Here is a 15,164-nt window from a genome sequence, read left to right as displayed (position 1 = left end):
TCGGCCTCCCCGGCCGACGCCGCCACGGCGGCGCGCCACGAGCGCATCTGCGCACCGGAGGTCACGGTGCTCGACAGCCCGCGCGGGCTGCCGATCGGCGTGCTCTATCGCGGCGATCGCGTGACGCTGCTGCGCCGCGACCGCACGCGCGCGTGGGTGCGCGTGCGCTCCGGGGCGCCGATCACCGGCTGGATCCCGCGCCGGAGCCTCGATGGCTGCTGAACGCGACGACCCGCCCAAAGGGCTCGCGTCGCTGAGAGGCGTCGCCCACGGGGCGACCCCTCTCGCCTCGCCGAGGGGCATGCGTGCGACCGACGAGCAGCTCGTCCGCCGCCTGCGCGACGGCGACGACGCCGCCTTCGAGCTCGTCCATCAGCGCTACGCCAAGCGGCTGGAGCGGTACGCGGCGAAGATCCTCGGCGGGCGACGGGAGCTCGCCGAGGACGTCGTGCAGGAGGCGCTGATCCGCGCCCACCGGGCGCTGCGGCGCGACCACCAGCCGCTCCACCTGGCCTCGTGGCTGCACCGGCTCGTGCGCAACTGCTGCCTGGATGAGCTCAGCCGCGTGCGCTTCGCGCCGCTCGCCGACGACACGGACGCACCGGAGGCGCTCGCGCCCGGTCCGCACGCCGTGCTCGAGCAGCGCGACGCGGTGCACGGCCTGCTGGCCGACATCGCCGCCCTCCCGTCCGCGCAGCGGCACGCGCTGCTGCGACGGGAGCTCGACGGGCTCGGGCACGAGGAGCTCGCGGCCGAGCTCGGCGTCACGCCGCAGGCCAGCAAGCAGCTCGTCCACCGGGCCCGCCTGAACGTGATCAAGGGCCGCGAGGCGCGCGACGCGTGCTGCCTCGCCGTCCAGGGCGACCTGCTCGCCGCGCACGACGAGCGCCGCCGCGCGTCCGCCGCGACCTACCGCCACCTGGTCACCTGCAAGGCGTGTCGCGGGCTGCGCGATCGCCTGCGCACGGCGCGCCGCGGCGCACTCGCGCTCGTCCCGCCCGCCGGCCTCGCCGTGCTGCTCGGCGCGCTCGCGGCCAAGCTCGGCCCGGGCGGCAAGGCGACCGCGGGCGGCATCGCCGTGTTCGCCGCGAGTGCAACGGTCGCCGCGCCCATCCTCTTCGTCGCGGGTGACCCGTCGCCGGTCACGGTCACCAGCCCGGCGCTGCCCGGCGGTGCGCTGTCCGTCGGAGCGCCCGTCCCGCCCGCGACCGCGATGGTCACGCGCGTGATCACCTTCAAGCGCGGCGACGCGCTCCCTCAGACCGTCACGCTCACCTGCCCGGAGCACACGCGGATCGCGGGGATCCTGCCGCCGGCCGGCGCGCGCATCGGTGTCGGCTACGCGCCCGGCACCACCGTCGGTGTCGGCCGGGACGCCGAGCTCGTGTTCGAGCGGCACACCGCCGACCGCGACGGCTCGCTCGTCGTCGGCACGCTCTGCCGCGTGCCCGACACCCGCGGCTCCGTCATCCCCGGCGAAGCCGCCGCGGAGCCGTGGACGCGCACGTGCGCCGACCACGCCTACCTGCTCGCCGAACCGGGCGGCGAGGCCGTCGGCTCGCTGCGGACGCAGCAGCCGCTGGCGGTGCAGTCGATCGAACGCGGCTGGCGCGCGTGTGAAGACCGACACCGGCGAGCACGGCTGGGTCGACGCTGACGCGTTGTGTGCTGAAGCTCACATAGAGCGGCCGTGACGTTCAGCGTCGCGGCCCGCTGCCGACAATCCGGGACATGGAGGTCCGCTTGTCGGAGATCATCTCCGCGCTCTCGTACGCGCTCGACGTGACCGAAGGCCAGCCGGCCGGTCACGCCGCGCGCACGTGCGCGATCGGCATGCGGATCGCCGACATCGCGGGCGTCCCCCACGACGAGCTGTCGTCCCTCTACTACGCGCTGCTGCTCAAGGACGCGGGCTGCTCGGCCAACGCGGCCGCGGTCTGCACGCTGTTCGGCTCCGACGATCGCACCTACAAGGAGCTGCGCAAGCGCATCGACTACCGCTCCAAGCGCGCGAACGCCGTGTCGGCGTTCCGCAGCACGCTGCCGGGCGCACCCATCTTCACGCGCGTGAAGCGGCTCGCGGAGATCGCGCGCCAGGAGGACGGCAAGACCGACGAGCTGTACGGCGTGCGCTGCGAGCGCGGCGCCGAGATCGCGCGCATGATCGAGCTGCCCGAGAGCACTGCCGAGGCGATCCGCGCGCTCGACGAGCACTGGGACGGCGGCGGCGTGCCGTACGGCCTGCGCGGCACGGAGATCCCGCTCGCGGGACGCATCCTCGCGCTCGCCCAGATCGCCGAGGTCTACTTCACCGGCGGGGGCGTGGACGCGGCGCTCGCCGTCGCCGCTGAGCGCTCCGGCCGCTGGTTCGATCCGGACCTGGTCGCCGCGCTGCTGACCACCCGCGACGATCGCGCGTTCTGGGCCTCGCTGCACGGGGACGCCGTCGAGCTGGTGAAGGCCTTCGAACCCACCGACCACCTGCTGATGGCCGACGAGGAGGGCCTGGACCGCGTCGCCGAAGCGTTCGCCATGGTCGTCGACGCGAAGTCGCCGTTCACCGGCCGCCACTCCGCCGGCGTCGCGCACATCGCGCTCGGCGTCGCCGAGACCATGGACCTCGAAGCCGACTGCCTGCGTGATCTGCGCCGCGCGGCGCTCCTGCACGACCTCGGCAAGCTCGGCGTCTCCAACCTCGTGCTCGACAAGCCGGGCAAGCTCGACGCCGACGAGTGGGCCGAGATGCGCCGCCACGCCGAGCTGACCGTCCGCATCCTCGAGCGCGTCCCGCCGTTCCGGCACCTGGCGCGCGACGCCGGCGCCCACCACGAGCGCCTCGACGGCCGCGGCTATCACCTCGGGCTGACCGCCGGCGAGCTCGGCTGGATGCCGCGGACGCTCGCGGTCGCCGACGTGTTCGAGGCGCTGACCGCCGACCGTCCGTACCGCGACGCGCTCGACCGCGACGAGGCGCTCGCGATCATGCGCCGCGACGTCGGCGCCGCGTTCTCACCCGAGCACTTCGAGGCGCTCGAGGCCTGGGCGAACCGGTCTAGCCTCGTTCCTGCCGCGCCCTGAGGTTGTTCTCCGCGATCGTGCGGAGGAAGATCCCGGTGCGACGGTCCGTCGAGGCGCTGACCAGGAACATCGGGACGAACGGCACGAGCGGCGCGAACCCGAGCAGTTGTGGCGGGCCGCCCCCGTTGTGCGGGTTGTGCGCCCAGTGCCCGCCGCCGTGCTTGATCAGCACCTGCCCGTAGTAGCGGGTGGCGCGGTCCCAGTTGGCCACGGACGGGTCGGCGCGCAGCGCTTCGATCGACGGGTAGGTCTCGAGGAACCACGCCTCGAGCACGTCGAGCGACTCCAGCGAGTAGTCCAGCTTGGCGCTCACCTCGTCGGGCAGGTCGTGCATGAACTCGTCGAGCAGGACGTCCATGCCGGCGAGCCAGTCCTCGAAGCGCCGCTGGTCGTTCACGCGCGATCTCCCGGGACGACGAGCCCTGTCTCGTAGGCCAGCACGACCAGCTGCGCGCGGTCGCGCGCGTCGAGCTTCTGGAACAACCGCGCGACGTGCGTCTTGGCGGTCAGGGGCGAGAGGATCAGCTCGTCGGCGATCTCGGTATTCGACAATCCCCGGCCGACGAGCGTGAGCACCTCGCGCTCGCGCGGGGTGAGCTCGGCGAGGTCGTCGTCCCGCCGCGGGCGCGGTTCGGCCGGGGCCTGCGCCACGAAGGCCTCGATCAGCCGGCGGGTGAGGCGCGGCGCGAGCAGCGCGTCGCCGCCGGCGACCACGCGCACGGCGGCCAGCAGGTCGGGCGGGTCGATGTCCTTGAGCAGGAACCCGGACGCGCCCGCGCGCAGCGCGCCGAACACGTACTCGTCGAGCTCGAACGTCGTCAGCACGAGCACCCGCGTGTCCGCCAGCAGGGCGTCGGAGGTGATGCGGCCGGTCGCCTCGAGCCCGTCCATGCGCGGCATGCGCACGTCCATCAGCACGATGTCGGGCCGCGTGGCGCCCGCCAGCTCGACCGCCTCGGCGCCGTCGGACGCCTCGCCCACGACTTCGATGTCGCTCTGGGCCGCGAGCAGCGCGCGGAAGCCGGCCCGCACGAGCGCCTGGTCGTCGGCGAGCAGGACGCGGGTCACGACGCGGCCGTCCGCGTCTTCGACGACAGCGGCAGCGTCGCCGCGACGCGCCACCCGCCGCCCGGGATGCGGCCCGCTTCGAGCGTTCCCCCGAGCGCGGTGGCCCGCTCGCGCATCCCGCGCACACCGGCGCCCGCGCCGCCCGGCCCACCACCGCCGACGCCGTCGTCGACGACCGCGATCGTGAGCAGCTCGTCGTCGGCGCGCACGACCACCGAGGCGTGCGTCGCGCGGGCGTGGCGGAGCACGTTGGTCAGCGCCTCCTGCACGATCCGGTAGCTCGCGGCGCCCACCGGGGTCGGCACGCCGCCGACCGTGTCGACGTCGACCGTGACTTCGACGCCCGCCGCGCGCAGCTGGTTCGCGACCGCGTCGAGGTCCTCGATCCCGGCGGCGGGCCCGACGGGCGCGGCCTGCTCGGGGTCGCGCAGCACCCCCAGCGTCGCGCGCAGGTCGTTCAACGCGTCCCCGCTGGTCTGCTTGATGTGCAGCAGCGCCTCGCGCGCCTGCTCGGTGTCCTGGTCGAGCAGGTGCGCCGCGACGCCGGACTGCACGTTGATCGCGACCATCGCGTGCGCGACCACATCGTGGACCTCGCGCGCGATCCGCAGGCGCTCCTCGGCCAGCCGGCGCTCCGCGTCGGCCTCGGCCGCCTGCTGGCGGTTCCACATCAGATAGCCGACCGCCAGGGCGAGCTCGCAGATCGCGGTGTTCTTGAGCCAGATGGACACGATCATCTCCAGGTCGTGCTCGATCGGCACGATCGTGGACAGCACCAGCGGCGGGAGCGCCAGCGCCGCGATCACGGTCTGGCGCTTGCCGTTGAAACGGGCGAGGTCGAGCAGGCCCCAGGCCGGGAGCGCGACGACCGTGTTGGCCGGGATGTACTGGAACATGACCGCCGCGACGCCGAGCGCGAGCAGCGGGCCCATGAAGCGGAAGCCGAGCTGCCGCCGCCACACGAGCGGCAGCACGGCCAGGTACGTGACCACGACGCTGAACGCGTCGATGTCCTGCTCGGGCTTCTCCGTCAGCAGCCCGTCCACCAGCAGGATGGGCGGCAGGACCAGGACGGGCAGCCAGCGATGCAGCGTCGGGTTCACGGTCATGGATGGTGTCAGGCCGGGACGGCCTCGCGGCCCTCTTCACTGATGCCGACCCGCTCGTGCAGGCGGCGCAGCGGCTTCGGCGACCACCAGTTCCACTTGCCCAGCAGCGCCATCAGCGACGGCACGAGCAGCGAGCGGACGACGAAGGCGTCGATCAACACGCCGAACGCGACCGCGATGCCAATCTGCTGGATGAACGGGATCGCGCTCGTCGAGAACGCGCCGATCGCGACCGCGAGCAGGATCGCCGCGGCGGTGACGACGCGCCCCGTGCGGGCGATGCCGACCGCAACGGCCTCACGCTCGGTCTCGCCGGTGTCGCGCGCCTCCTTGATGCGGCCGAGCAGGAACACGCCGTAGTCGGTCGAGAGGGCGAAGATCAGCGCGGCGGACACCAGGAAGTTGGTCGGCTCCACGCCGTCGTAGAGGAACACCAGCGGGGCGAGCGCGGCGCCGACGGTCAGCGCGTTCATGACGATCGCCTTCAGCGGCAGCACGATCGAGCCGGTCATCAGCCACAGCAGGACGAACGTGAGCGCGGCGAGCGCGGCGAGCGCCAGCGGGAGCCGGCCGGAGATGGTGGCCTGCTGGTCGACGAACTCGGCGGCGGGGCCGGTCACGGCCACCGGGAACGGCGCGTCGGCCGTGCGGATGTCGTCGACGAGTGCGCGCGCCTGCTCGCCGACGGCGTCGCCCGGGGCCTCGACGTTCACGGCCCACGTGTTCGAGCCCAGGTACCGCGCCGGCGCGTCGAAGCGGGCGGCGTAGGTCTCGACCTCACCGGCGGCGGACTCGGGCGCGGTCACGGCCATCGTCACCGGCGTCGTCGCGGCGCCGCCGAACTCGGCCTCGCTCGCGTCGGACAGCGTGCGGGCGCTGTTGCCCGTCGGGACGGCGTCCGCGCCGACCGGCGTCCAGTTGACGCTCAGGGCGGGCAGCGCGACGACGAGCATCACGGCGGCGGTCGCGACCGCGATCACACCGGGGCGGCGCATGACGCCGTGGGCGATGCGGTGCCAGCGGCCACTGGCCGCAGCGGATTCCTTGCGGGCGAGCTTGTGCCCCCAGAGCGCCAGCAGCGCGGGGGAGACGGCCAGCGAGGCGAGCCCCGCGACGATCGCGACGCTGGCGCCGGCGAGCCCCATCGACTCCGCGAAGCCGAGCGGGAACAGCGTCAGCGTGCCGAGCGCCGCGGCGACCGTGGCGGCCGAGAAGACGACGGTGCGGCCGGCGGTGCGCATCGTGGTGGCGACGGCCTCACGCGGCTCGGCGCCCTTGGACAGCTCCTCCCGGAAGCGGGTCAGCAGGAACAGCGTGTAGTCGATCGCGAGCCCGAGGCCGAGGCCGATCACCAGGTTCAGCGCGAACACATTGAGGCTGTAGGCGAGGTTCACGCCCGAGAGCACGAGGAACGTCCCGAGCACGGTGGTGATGCCGACCACCAGCGGCAGCACGGCCGCCCTTCCGCGGAAGAACAGCAGTGAAAGCAGGAACAGCAGCGGGAACGCGAACAGCTCCGCGCGTCCGAGGTCGGCCGAGATCGTCTCGCTGAGCTGGAGGCCGGCGACCGCGCCGCCGCCCACGACGACGTCGTCGCGACCCTCGAAGGCCGCGACCGCGTCGGCCGCGACCTCCTCGTCGTCGACACCCGCGCGCAAGGTGCCCATCACCAACCGGCTGTCGCCGTCCGTCGACGGCGGTCCGGGTTCGGCGCGCGCGACGCCCGGGACCGCGGCGAGCCCACCGGCGGCCGCCTGTGCCGCGGCGTCGTCGCCGCGGACGAGCAGGATCACGCCGGGCGAGGTCTCCTCGCCGGTGGCGCGCTCGAGCTGCGCGGTGGCCTGCGAGGACTCCGCGTCCGGAGGTGTGAACCCGTCGCCGCCGTTCATGCGGCCCGCCACCGGGCCGCCGATGACGCCCGCCAGCACGATGAAGACGAGCAGGACCAGGAGGGTCCGCCAGGGCCGTGAAGCTGAGATCTGTCCGAGTCGCTGAAGCATGTCCGGCATGCTCGTTCGCCGCGGCCGATCGCACATCGGCCCGGGGATGACACTTTCCGTGGCCGCGACTGCTCCCTCAGGAGTACACGCGTCTAGGATCGACGCCGTGCTCGAACGGGTGGGGAGGGCTGCGGCCCGCTGGCGGTTTGCGATCCTCGCCGTGTGGGCGGCGCTCGCGCTGGTCGGCGGCGTCATCGGCGCGGGGGTGTACGACCGCACCGAGACCGTGGACGACGCGCGCGGTGAATCGGCGCGCGCGGCCGAGCGCCTCGACGAGCTCGACCCCGAGGGCGAGCTGGTCGTCGCGATCATCGCCGGCAAGGACTTCTTCGCGCGCGACCTGATCGACCGCGCGACCGCGGTGATGTACGAGCTGCGCGAGACGCCCGGCGTCGTGGACGTACGCGACGCCTACACGGCGGGCGGGTTGCAGGGCGACGACGGAAAGAGCTCGCTCGCCGTCGTCGAGCTCGACCCCGCGCTGGAGGGGGACGCCGCGCTGGAGGCCGCTGACCGCGTCGCCGAGAAGCTGCGCACGATCCCGGCGCCCGAGGTCCTGATCGGCGGCAAGCTGCTGGCCGAGCGCACGTTCGCCGAGCAGGCCACCGACGACGCGGTCCGAGGCGAGACGATCGCGCTCGTCGTGCTCACGATCGTGCTGATCATCTTCCTGGGCGGGTTCGTCGCCGGGGTGCTGCCGCTCGGTGCCGCGCTGGCGACGATCGCGGGCTCGCTGCTGGCGCTCAACGCGCTCGCGGGCGTGGTCGCCGTGAGCGAGTTCGCCGTCAACGTCGTCACGTTGCTCGGGCTCGGGCTCGCGGTGGACTACAGCCTGCTCGTGATCGCACGCTTCCGGGAGCAGCGCACCGCGGACCCGGACGCGCCGGTGGAGGAGCTGCTGGGGCGCACGGTGGGCGCCGCGGGCCGCGCCGTGCTCGTCTCCGGCCTGGCCGTCGGCATCGCGCTGATCGCGCTGTACGTGTTCTCGGACCCTGTGCTGTCGGCGATGGCGCTGGGCGGCGTGCTCGCCGTCGCGACCGCCACGCTGGTCGGGCTCACGCTCGTGCCCGCGCTGGTGGCGGTCGCGCACACGCGCATCCCCGCGCGCGGCCGGATGCCCAGCGTCGGCCTGCTCGCGCGGCTCGCCGCCTTCGCGCTGCGCCGCCCCGCGGCCGTCGCGGTGGTCGTCGCGGCCGGCCTGATCGCGCTCAGCGTCCCGGCCTTCGGGCTCGAGGCAGCGAACGCCGACGCCACCTCGCTGCCGGAGAGCGCGCAGGAGCGGCGCGTGCAGGAGAAGCTCGAGCGCGACTTCTCCAAGGGCGCCGTGGAGCCGATCACCGTGCTGTCCGATCGCCCGCCGAGTGACGAGCTCCCGCAGCGGCTCGTCCGGCTGTCCAACGTCGAGGAGGTGCTGCCGCTCGACGAGCTTCCGCCCGAGGTCTCGGGCTACACCGTCGACCCGCTCGGCTCAGACGACGGTGAACGCGCGCAGCAGCTCGTGCGCGACATCCGCGCGCTGGACGACTCGCTGTTGGTCGGCGGTCCGGCGGCGGAGCTGCTGGACGCCAAGGACGCCACGCGCCAGCGGCTCCCGCTCGCGCTCGCCGTCGTCTTCCTCCCGACCGCCCTACTGCTGTTCGCGCTCACCCGCTCCGTGCTGGTGCCGCTGAAGGCGATCGTCATGAACGTGCTCACGCTGCTGGCGACGCTGGGCGCGCTCGTGCTGCTCTTCCCCGGCCCGCTGGACCTGACCACGCCGCTGCTGCTGTTCATGTTCATCTTCGGGCTCTCGATGGACTACGAGGTGTTCCTGCTCGCGCGCATCAAGGAGGAGTGGGACCGCTCGGGCGACAACGAGGAGGCCGTGCTGCACGGCATCACCGCGTCGGGACCGGTCGTGACGCTGGCCGCGCTCTCGATCGGAATCGTGTTCGCCGGCTTCGCCCTCGGCGAGCTGAGCGAAGTGCGGGAGATCGGCGTCGGCATGGCGCTGGCCGTGCTGCTGGACGTCACGCTCGTGCGCGGGCTGCTCCTGCCCGCCGCGATGGCCCTCCTGGGCCGTCACAACTGGTGGCCTGGAGCGGTTAAACGAGAAACTCGACAAATGGTCTAGCCGCCTGCACGACAAACGACCTTCGTTGCCGACGCAACGTCACTAGCTTGGCTACCAGGTTTTTATTTGGTACCGAGGAGGAGGACGTTTGTCCCACAGTTGGATCGGTCGCGCCGGCGCTGTCGCCGTCGCGGTCACGGGCGCGCTGAGCGCGTTCGCGGGGTCGGCAGCGGCCCAGACCACGTACGAGAATGGCGTCACGCTGCGCACGTACTTCCTCGCGCAGCAGCCGCAGAAGACGTGCGTGCTCAAGTCCGGTCAGACGCCGAACGTCGACAAGCTGATGGACAACGTCAACTGGTCGACCGCCCAGCAGTTCGCGGACGGCCGCGAGGACAGCTACCAGTCCACGGTGCTGGCGCGCCTGAACGCCGCGACCGCCGGTGACTACGCGTTCCGCCTGACGAGCGACGACGGCTCCGTCCTGCGCCTCGACGACACCGTCGTCGTCGACCACGACGGCCTGCACGGCGACACGTCCAAGGAAGGCGCCGTCACCCTGACGGCCGGCTTCCACAACCTGCGCATCGACTACATCGAGGCCGGCTACGGCCAGATCCTCAAGCTCGAGTGGAAGACGCCGGGCTCCAGCTCGTTCGTCGTCGTGCCCAAGGACGCGCTCTCCACCGAGGCCGGCGTCGTGCGCGTCACCGCGCCGGGCAACAAGTACTGCGAGGGCGCCACGGACACGGCCGGCGACGGTCTGCGCCTGGACACGGTCAACCCGAACTACACGCTGACCGACATTCGCCCCGCGACCTTCCAGCCGAAGGTCTCCGGCATGGACTTCCTGCCCAACGGCGACCTGGTCGTCACCACCACGGGCGACGTCAGCTCGGGTGGCTGGGTCCCGAACCCGGAGTCCGGCGAGGTCTACGTCGTCAAGAACGTGGCCGGCGCCAAGGGCCCGGGCGACGTCACGTACGAGCGGGTGGCCGCGGGCCTCAAGAACCCGATGGGCGTCCAGATCATCGGCGACAAGTGGTACGTCTCCGAGCGCGGCCAGCTGACCGAGCTGTCCGCCGACGGCGCCGACGCCGACGCGCTGATGGACAAGAAGACGCTCGCGACGTGGCCCAACGGCGGCAACTTCCACGAGTTCGCCTTCGGCCTGATCCACGACGCCGACAACTTCTACGTGGCGCGGTCGGTCGCCATCAACAACGGTGGCGCGACGACCGACCCGCAGCCCGGTCAGAACGCGGGCACGTTCATCAAGATCAGCCGCAGCGACTGGAAGGTCACGACGATGGCCGGCGGCCTGCGCACGCCGAACGGCGTCGGGTTCGGTCCCGATGACCAGATCTTCGTCAACGACAACCAGGGCGCCTGGCTGCCTTCTTCGAAGATGGTCCACATCAAGCCGGACCGCTTCTTCAACCACTTCACCAACCCGGCAGGCCCGTACGACAACAACCCGGTCTCCGCGCCCGCGCTGTGGCTGCCGCAGAACGAGATCGCCAATTCGCCGTCGAATCCGGTGATGATCAAGGAAGGCCCGTTCAAGGGCCAGATGCTGTTCGGCGACGTCACCTACGGCGGCCTGCAGCGCGGCTTCCTCGAGAAGGTCGACGGTGAGTACCAGGGCGCCGTCTTCCGCCACTCGGCCGGCCTCGAGGTCGGCGTGAACCGCACGGCGATCGGCCCGGACGGCGCGATCTACGTCGGCGGCACCGGCGAGGGCGGCAACTGGGGCGAGGACAACAAGCTCCGCTACGGCCTCCAGAAGCTGACCCCGAACGGCAAGAACGTCTTCGACATGGAGAAGATGGAGGTCGTCGAGGGCGGCTTCCGCATCACCTACACGCAGCCGATCTCCGACGCGTCGGCCGCCAAGGTCAAGACGGCCTACAAGTTCAACCAGTGGCGGTACGTGCCGACGTCGCAGTACGGCGGCCCGAAGGTCGACGAGGAGTCCCTGCTGGTCACGGACGCCAGCGTCTCCGAGGACAAGAGAAGCGTCACGGTCAAGGTCGACGGCCTCAAGCCGGGCCGCGTCGTGCACGCGCGCTCCCCGCGCCCGTTCACGGGCGGCGCCGCGAACGAGGAGCTGTGGAACACCGAGGCGTGGTACACGCTCAACTCGCTGCCGGGCTACGAGGCTCCGGCCGCGTCCGGCTACTACGAGGCCGAGGAGGCGCAGGTCGCCTCCGGCGCCGCTGTCCAGACCGAGCACTCGGGCTACTCCGGCTCCGGCTTCGTCGGCGGCTTCTTCAACGCCGGCGCGAACATGACGTGGCAGGTCGACGTCGAGGCGGACGGCACCTACCCCGTGAACATCCGCTACGCCAACGGCCCGAACCCGTCCACCAAGGACAAGTCGCTGGCGCTCTACGTCAACGGCGTCAAGCAGCCCAACTGGGTGTTCCCGACGACGTCGACCACGGACTGGAAGTCGTGGGCGTTCAGCACCAAGCAGCTGGCGCTGAAGGCGGGCGCCAACCAGATCAAGCTCGCGTTCGAGACGGGCACCGACGGCAACGTCAACTTCGACGCGCTCAAGATCGGCGCCGAGCAGGACATCTGCGCCCCGAGCACGATCGAGGCGGGCTACACCGGCCTGTTCGACGGCACGCTCGAGTCGCTGACCAAGTGGCGCCTCGCCGGCGCCGGCTCGTTCGGCCGCCAGGAGGACTGCTCGATCCGCAGCGAGGGCGGCCTCGGCCTGCTCTGGTACTCCGCGCAGCAGTTCGGCGACTACAGCCTCAAGCTGGACTGGAAGCTCGTCAAGGACGACAACGGCGGCGTGTTCGTCGGCTTCCCGAACCCGGGCAACGACCCGTGGGTGGCGGTCAACAACGGCTACGAGATCCAGATCGACGAGTCCGACCTGCCCGACCGCGTGACCGGCTCGATCTACACCTTCAAGGGTGCGGACCGGGAGAAGGTCCTGGCGGCCCTCAAGCCGCTCGGCCAGTGGAACGCGTACGAGATCCGCAAGCAGGGCCAGAACATCAAGGTGCTGCTCAACGGCGTCCTGGTGAACGACTTCACCAGCACCGAGCGCAACATCGCGACGGGCTACGTCGGCGTCCAGAACCACGGCGGCGGTGAGTCCGTCTGGTACCGCAACATCCGCCTCAAGGGCGGCGCCATCGAGCCGGAGGAGCCCGCGGGCCCCGTCGTCTCGCTGGCCGGCTCCTTCAACTCCGAGCTCGGCTGCGCGGAAGACTGGCAGCCGTCCTGCGCGGCCGTGGAGATGAAGGACACCGACAGCGACGGCGTGTACGAGTTCTCGACGGACAAGATCCCGGCGGGCGACTGGGAGTTCAAGGTCGCGCACAACCGCAGCTGGGACGAGAACTACGGCGCCGACGGCGTCCGCAACGGCGCCGACATCCCGCTGAAGGTCGCGGCCGGCAAGGTGGCGCACTTCAAGTACACGCTGGCCACGCACCGCGTCGAGGTCACGTTCACGAACGCGGACGTCACCCCGCCGACCGTCACCCCGACGCTCGATCCGGCGCAGCCGGGCCCGAGCGGCGGCTACGACGGCCCGGTCACGGTGGCGCTGGCGGGCCAGGACGAGACGCCCGGCACGGTGACCGTCGAGTACCGCCTCGACGGCGGCGAGTGGACCGCGTACACGGCGCCCTTCCAGGTGACCGGGTCCGGCACCCACACGGTCGAGTACCGCGCCACGGACGCCACGGGCAACGTCTCGAACGTCGCCTCCACGACGTTCGCGATCACGACCAAGGCGCAGACGAACCACGACATCGTGGGCGCGGTGCCGCCGACGCTGTCGGTCTCGCTCGCCACCGTCTCGCCGCTCGGCACGTTCATCCCGGGCGTGGGCGCCGACTACACGGCCCGCACGGACGCGACCGTCACCAGCACGGCCGGCCAGGCGGCGCTGACCGTCGTGGACCCGAGCACGGCCGCGCCGGGCAAGCTCGTCAACGGCAACCACGTCCTCGCGCAGCCGCTCCAGGTCCGCGCGGGCGCCGACGCGTTCGCTCCGCTGGGCGCAAGCCCGACGGCGCTGACCGCGTTCGACGCGCCGGTCAGCGGCGCGACGGTGCCGGTCGAGTTCAAGCAGTCGATCGGCGCCAACGACGGTCTGCGGACGGGTCAGTACAGCAAGACGCTGACCTTCACGCTCTCCACGACCACCCCATAGTTCGCTGAAAGCGTTGCCGCGGGTACCCGTTGCGGCGCCCGCGGTGCAACGCTCCATCTCGTGCCGGACATCTCCGCGTCGATGGAGCGATCAGCAGCCGAGCGCCGCTTCCGGGCGCTCTTCGACACTCACCGAAGGCTGGTGCTCGGCTACGCGCTGCGGCGCGTGGACGAGCCGGCCGACGCGGCCGACGTCGTGGCCGAGACCTTCCTCATCGCCTGGCGCCGCCTCGGTGACGTGCCCGAGGGCGAGGCCGCGCGGGCGTGGCTGCTCGCCACCGCGCGGCGCGTGCTCGCCAACCAGCGGCGCGGCGAGCGCCGGCGCGGCGGGCTCGCGGACCGCTTGGCCGGCGAGCTGGCGGCGGCCGTCCCGGTCGTGGACGAGTCCGACGGGGTCGTGCGGCGCGCGCTCGCGCAGCTGTCCGAGGACGACCGCGAGCTGCTGCTGCTCGCGGGCTGGGACGGGCTCTCGCCGGGCGAGATCGCGGCCATGACGGGAACGCTCGCCGTCACGGTCCGCAGCCGGCTGCACCGCGCGCGGCGCCGGTTGCGCGCCGAGCTGACCGCCCTCGGCTGGGAAGAGGGAGACCCAGCTCGCTTTCGCTCCGCTCCCGAGAGGACCGTCGCATGAGCCTTGATGACCTCATCCAGCGGGCCGACCCGATCCGCGACGAGCCGCTCGACTTCGACGCGGCGTTCGACGCGCTGCGCGAGGACATCGCCGCGCAGCCGGTGGTCGTCCGGCGGCGGCGTCGGGCGCCGCGCAAGCGGCTGGCGCTGCCCGCGCTGGCGCTGGTCGCGGCCGCGGTGGCGGCGGTCGTGTTCTTCGCGCCCGGGGACCACGGGACCGAGCGGGCGTGGGCGGACCCGTTGGTGAAAGTCGCCGAGTCCGTGCCGCGGCTGCTGGTGGGTGACTGGAAGGTCACGCGCGCGGACCAGTTCGAGGTCGGCGCGGGCGAGATGGTGTTCGTCGACGGCTCGCGCAAGGTGGAGCTCAACTGGCGCGGCGACGGCACGCTCGCCGGGTGGGTGCGCGATCGCGCGAAGGTCGGGCCCGAGCAGGAGCCGGTCGAGGTGCAGGGCACGACCGCGCGGCTGTTCGCGTACTCCGAGCACGACGTCACCGCGCTCTGGGGGCAGGGCGACTACGTCATCGAGATGCGCGGGAACGCCGTGCGCGAGGCGCTGGCCGCGCTGCGCACCGTGTCCGTGGATGAGTGGCTCGGCGCGATGCCCGCCAGCGTCGTCCGGCCGGACGACAGCGACGCCGTGATCGACCAGATGCTGGTGGACATCAACCTCCCGCCCGGCTTGGACCGCTCCCAGCTCGACACCCGCGGCCTGCCGCGCGACCGCTACCAGCTCGGCGCGCGCGTGGTCGCCGCCGTCGCCTGCGGGTGGATCGAGCTGTGGCTCAACGGTGGTGAGAAGGAGCGGGCGGAAGCGGTGATCGAGCTGCAGTCGGCACGCAGCTGGACGATCCTGAAGGAGATGGACCGGGAGGGGGACTATCCCGAGGTGCTGTTCCAGTACGTGGACGCGGTGGCCGGCGAGGGGACCGTGATGGGCGGCAAGCCGCTGACGGTCAAGGAGACCTACAAGGACGCGCTCGGCTGCTGAGGCCGCACCGAACGGACGGGCGCATCCACCGAAAGGACGATGCGCCCGCCCCGG

11 protein-coding genes are annotated in these 15,164 nt (G+C 72.2%); 7 read left to right on the top strand and 4 right to left on the bottom strand.

Annotated elements, in window-relative coordinates:
- The 3 genes from OJ962_RS17830 to OJ962_RS17820 all read left to right on the top strand — a co-directional run.
- The coding region (locus tag OJ962_RS17830; RefSeq protein WP_270006504.1) for an SH3 domain-containing protein at positions 1-222 on the top strand (222 nt) is incomplete at its 5' end.
- 79 nt (positions 223-301) lie between these two features.
- On the top strand, positions 302-1,657 hold the full coding sequence (locus OJ962_RS17825) for an RNA polymerase sigma factor (RefSeq protein ID WP_270006503.1): 1,356 nt from the start codon (positions 302-304) through the stop codon (positions 1,655-1,657).
- 74 nt (positions 1,658-1,731) lie between these two features.
- Positions 1,732-3,078 (top strand): HD-GYP domain-containing protein, encoded by a 1,347-nt coding sequence (locus OJ962_RS17820; protein WP_202958073.1) that lies wholly within the window; start codon positions 1,732-1,734, stop codon positions 3,076-3,078.
- Here OJ962_RS17820 and OJ962_RS17815 read toward each other — a convergent pair.
- The 4 genes from OJ962_RS17815 to OJ962_RS17800 are packed head-to-tail and all read right to left on the bottom strand — an operon-like array spanning position 3,053 to position 7,255.
- Positions 3,053-3,475: a hypothetical protein gene (locus tag OJ962_RS17815; RefSeq protein ID WP_202958074.1), complete on the bottom strand. Its 423-nt coding sequence runs from the start codon at positions 3,473-3,475 to the stop codon at positions 3,053-3,055. The two genes, OJ962_RS17820 and OJ962_RS17815, sit on opposite strands and share 26 nt — an antisense overlap.
- Positions 3,472-4,146 carry a response regulator gene (locus OJ962_RS17810; protein WP_202958164.1) on the bottom strand — a complete coding sequence of 225 codons (675 nt, stop codon included), beginning with the start codon at positions 4,144-4,146 and terminating at the stop codon, positions 3,472-3,474. The genes OJ962_RS17815 and OJ962_RS17810 overlap by 4 nt, the downstream gene beginning before the upstream one ends.
- Complete coding sequence (locus OJ962_RS17805; RefSeq protein ID WP_202958075.1) at positions 4,143-5,249, bottom strand: sensor histidine kinase; 1,107 nt, start codon at positions 5,247-5,249, stop codon at positions 4,143-4,145. The genes OJ962_RS17810 and OJ962_RS17805 overlap by 4 nt, the downstream gene beginning before the upstream one ends.
- A 14-nt stretch (positions 5,250-5,263) precedes the next feature.
- Positions 5,264-7,255: an MMPL family transporter gene (locus tag OJ962_RS17800; protein ID WP_202958076.1), complete on the bottom strand. Its 1,992-nt coding sequence runs from the start codon at positions 7,253-7,255 to the stop codon at positions 5,264-5,266.
- Positions 7,256-7,361: 106 nt separating this feature from the next.
- Between OJ962_RS17800 and OJ962_RS17795 the strand changes: the two genes are divergently transcribed.
- The 4 genes from OJ962_RS17795 to OJ962_RS17780 all read left to right on the top strand — a co-directional run bounded on the left by OJ962_RS17795 (position 7,362) and on the right by OJ962_RS17780 (position 15,110).
- On the top strand, positions 7,362-9,368 hold the full coding sequence (locus OJ962_RS17795; protein WP_202958077.1) for an MMPL family transporter: 2,007 nt from the start codon (positions 7,362-7,364) through the stop codon (positions 9,366-9,368).
- Positions 9,369-9,456: 88 nt separating this feature from the next.
- Positions 9,457-13,491, top strand: coding sequence for a family 16 glycoside hydrolase (locus tag OJ962_RS17790; RefSeq protein WP_202958078.1), 4,035 nt, complete (start codon positions 9,457-9,459; stop codon positions 13,489-13,491).
- An 81-nt stretch (positions 13,492-13,572) separates the two neighbouring features.
- On the top strand, positions 13,573-14,121 hold the full coding sequence (locus OJ962_RS17785) for an RNA polymerase sigma factor (RefSeq protein WP_202958165.1): 549 nt from the start codon (positions 13,573-13,575) through the stop codon (positions 14,119-14,121).
- On the top strand, positions 14,118-15,110 hold the full coding sequence (locus tag OJ962_RS17780) for a hypothetical protein (RefSeq protein WP_202958079.1): 993 nt from the start codon (positions 14,118-14,120) through the stop codon (positions 15,108-15,110). The genes OJ962_RS17785 and OJ962_RS17780 overlap by 4 nt, the downstream gene beginning before the upstream one ends.
- Positions 15,111-15,164 lie beyond the last annotated feature (54 nt).

This window comes from Solirubrobacter deserti, assembly GCF_027587175.1.
Lineage (GTDB): Bacteria > Actinomycetota > Thermoleophilia > Solirubrobacterales > Solirubrobacteraceae > Solirubrobacter > Solirubrobacter deserti.
This window is presented reverse-complemented; position numbering and strand designations above follow the sequence as displayed.

Excerpts from the sequence above, each read along its gene's own strand:
- OJ962_RS17825 (WP_270006503.1), top strand. The coding sequence starts at position 302 with ATGCGTGCGACCGACGAGCAGCTCGTCCGCCGCCTGCGCGACGGCGAC.
- OJ962_RS17820 (WP_202958073.1), top strand. The coding sequence starts at position 1,732 with ATGGAGGTCCGCTTGTCGGAGATCATCTCCGCGCTCTCGTACGCGCTC.
- OJ962_RS17800 (WP_202958076.1), bottom strand. The coding sequence starts at position 7,255 with ATGCTTCAGCGACTCGGACAGATCTCAGCTTCACGGCCCTGGCGGACC.
- OJ962_RS17785 (WP_202958165.1), top strand. The coding sequence starts at position 13,573 with ATGGAGCGATCAGCAGCCGAGCGCCGCTTCCGGGCGCTCTTCGACACT.
- OJ962_RS17780 (WP_202958079.1), top strand. The coding sequence starts at position 14,118 with ATGAGCCTTGATGACCTCATCCAGCGGGCCGACCCGATCCGCGACGAG.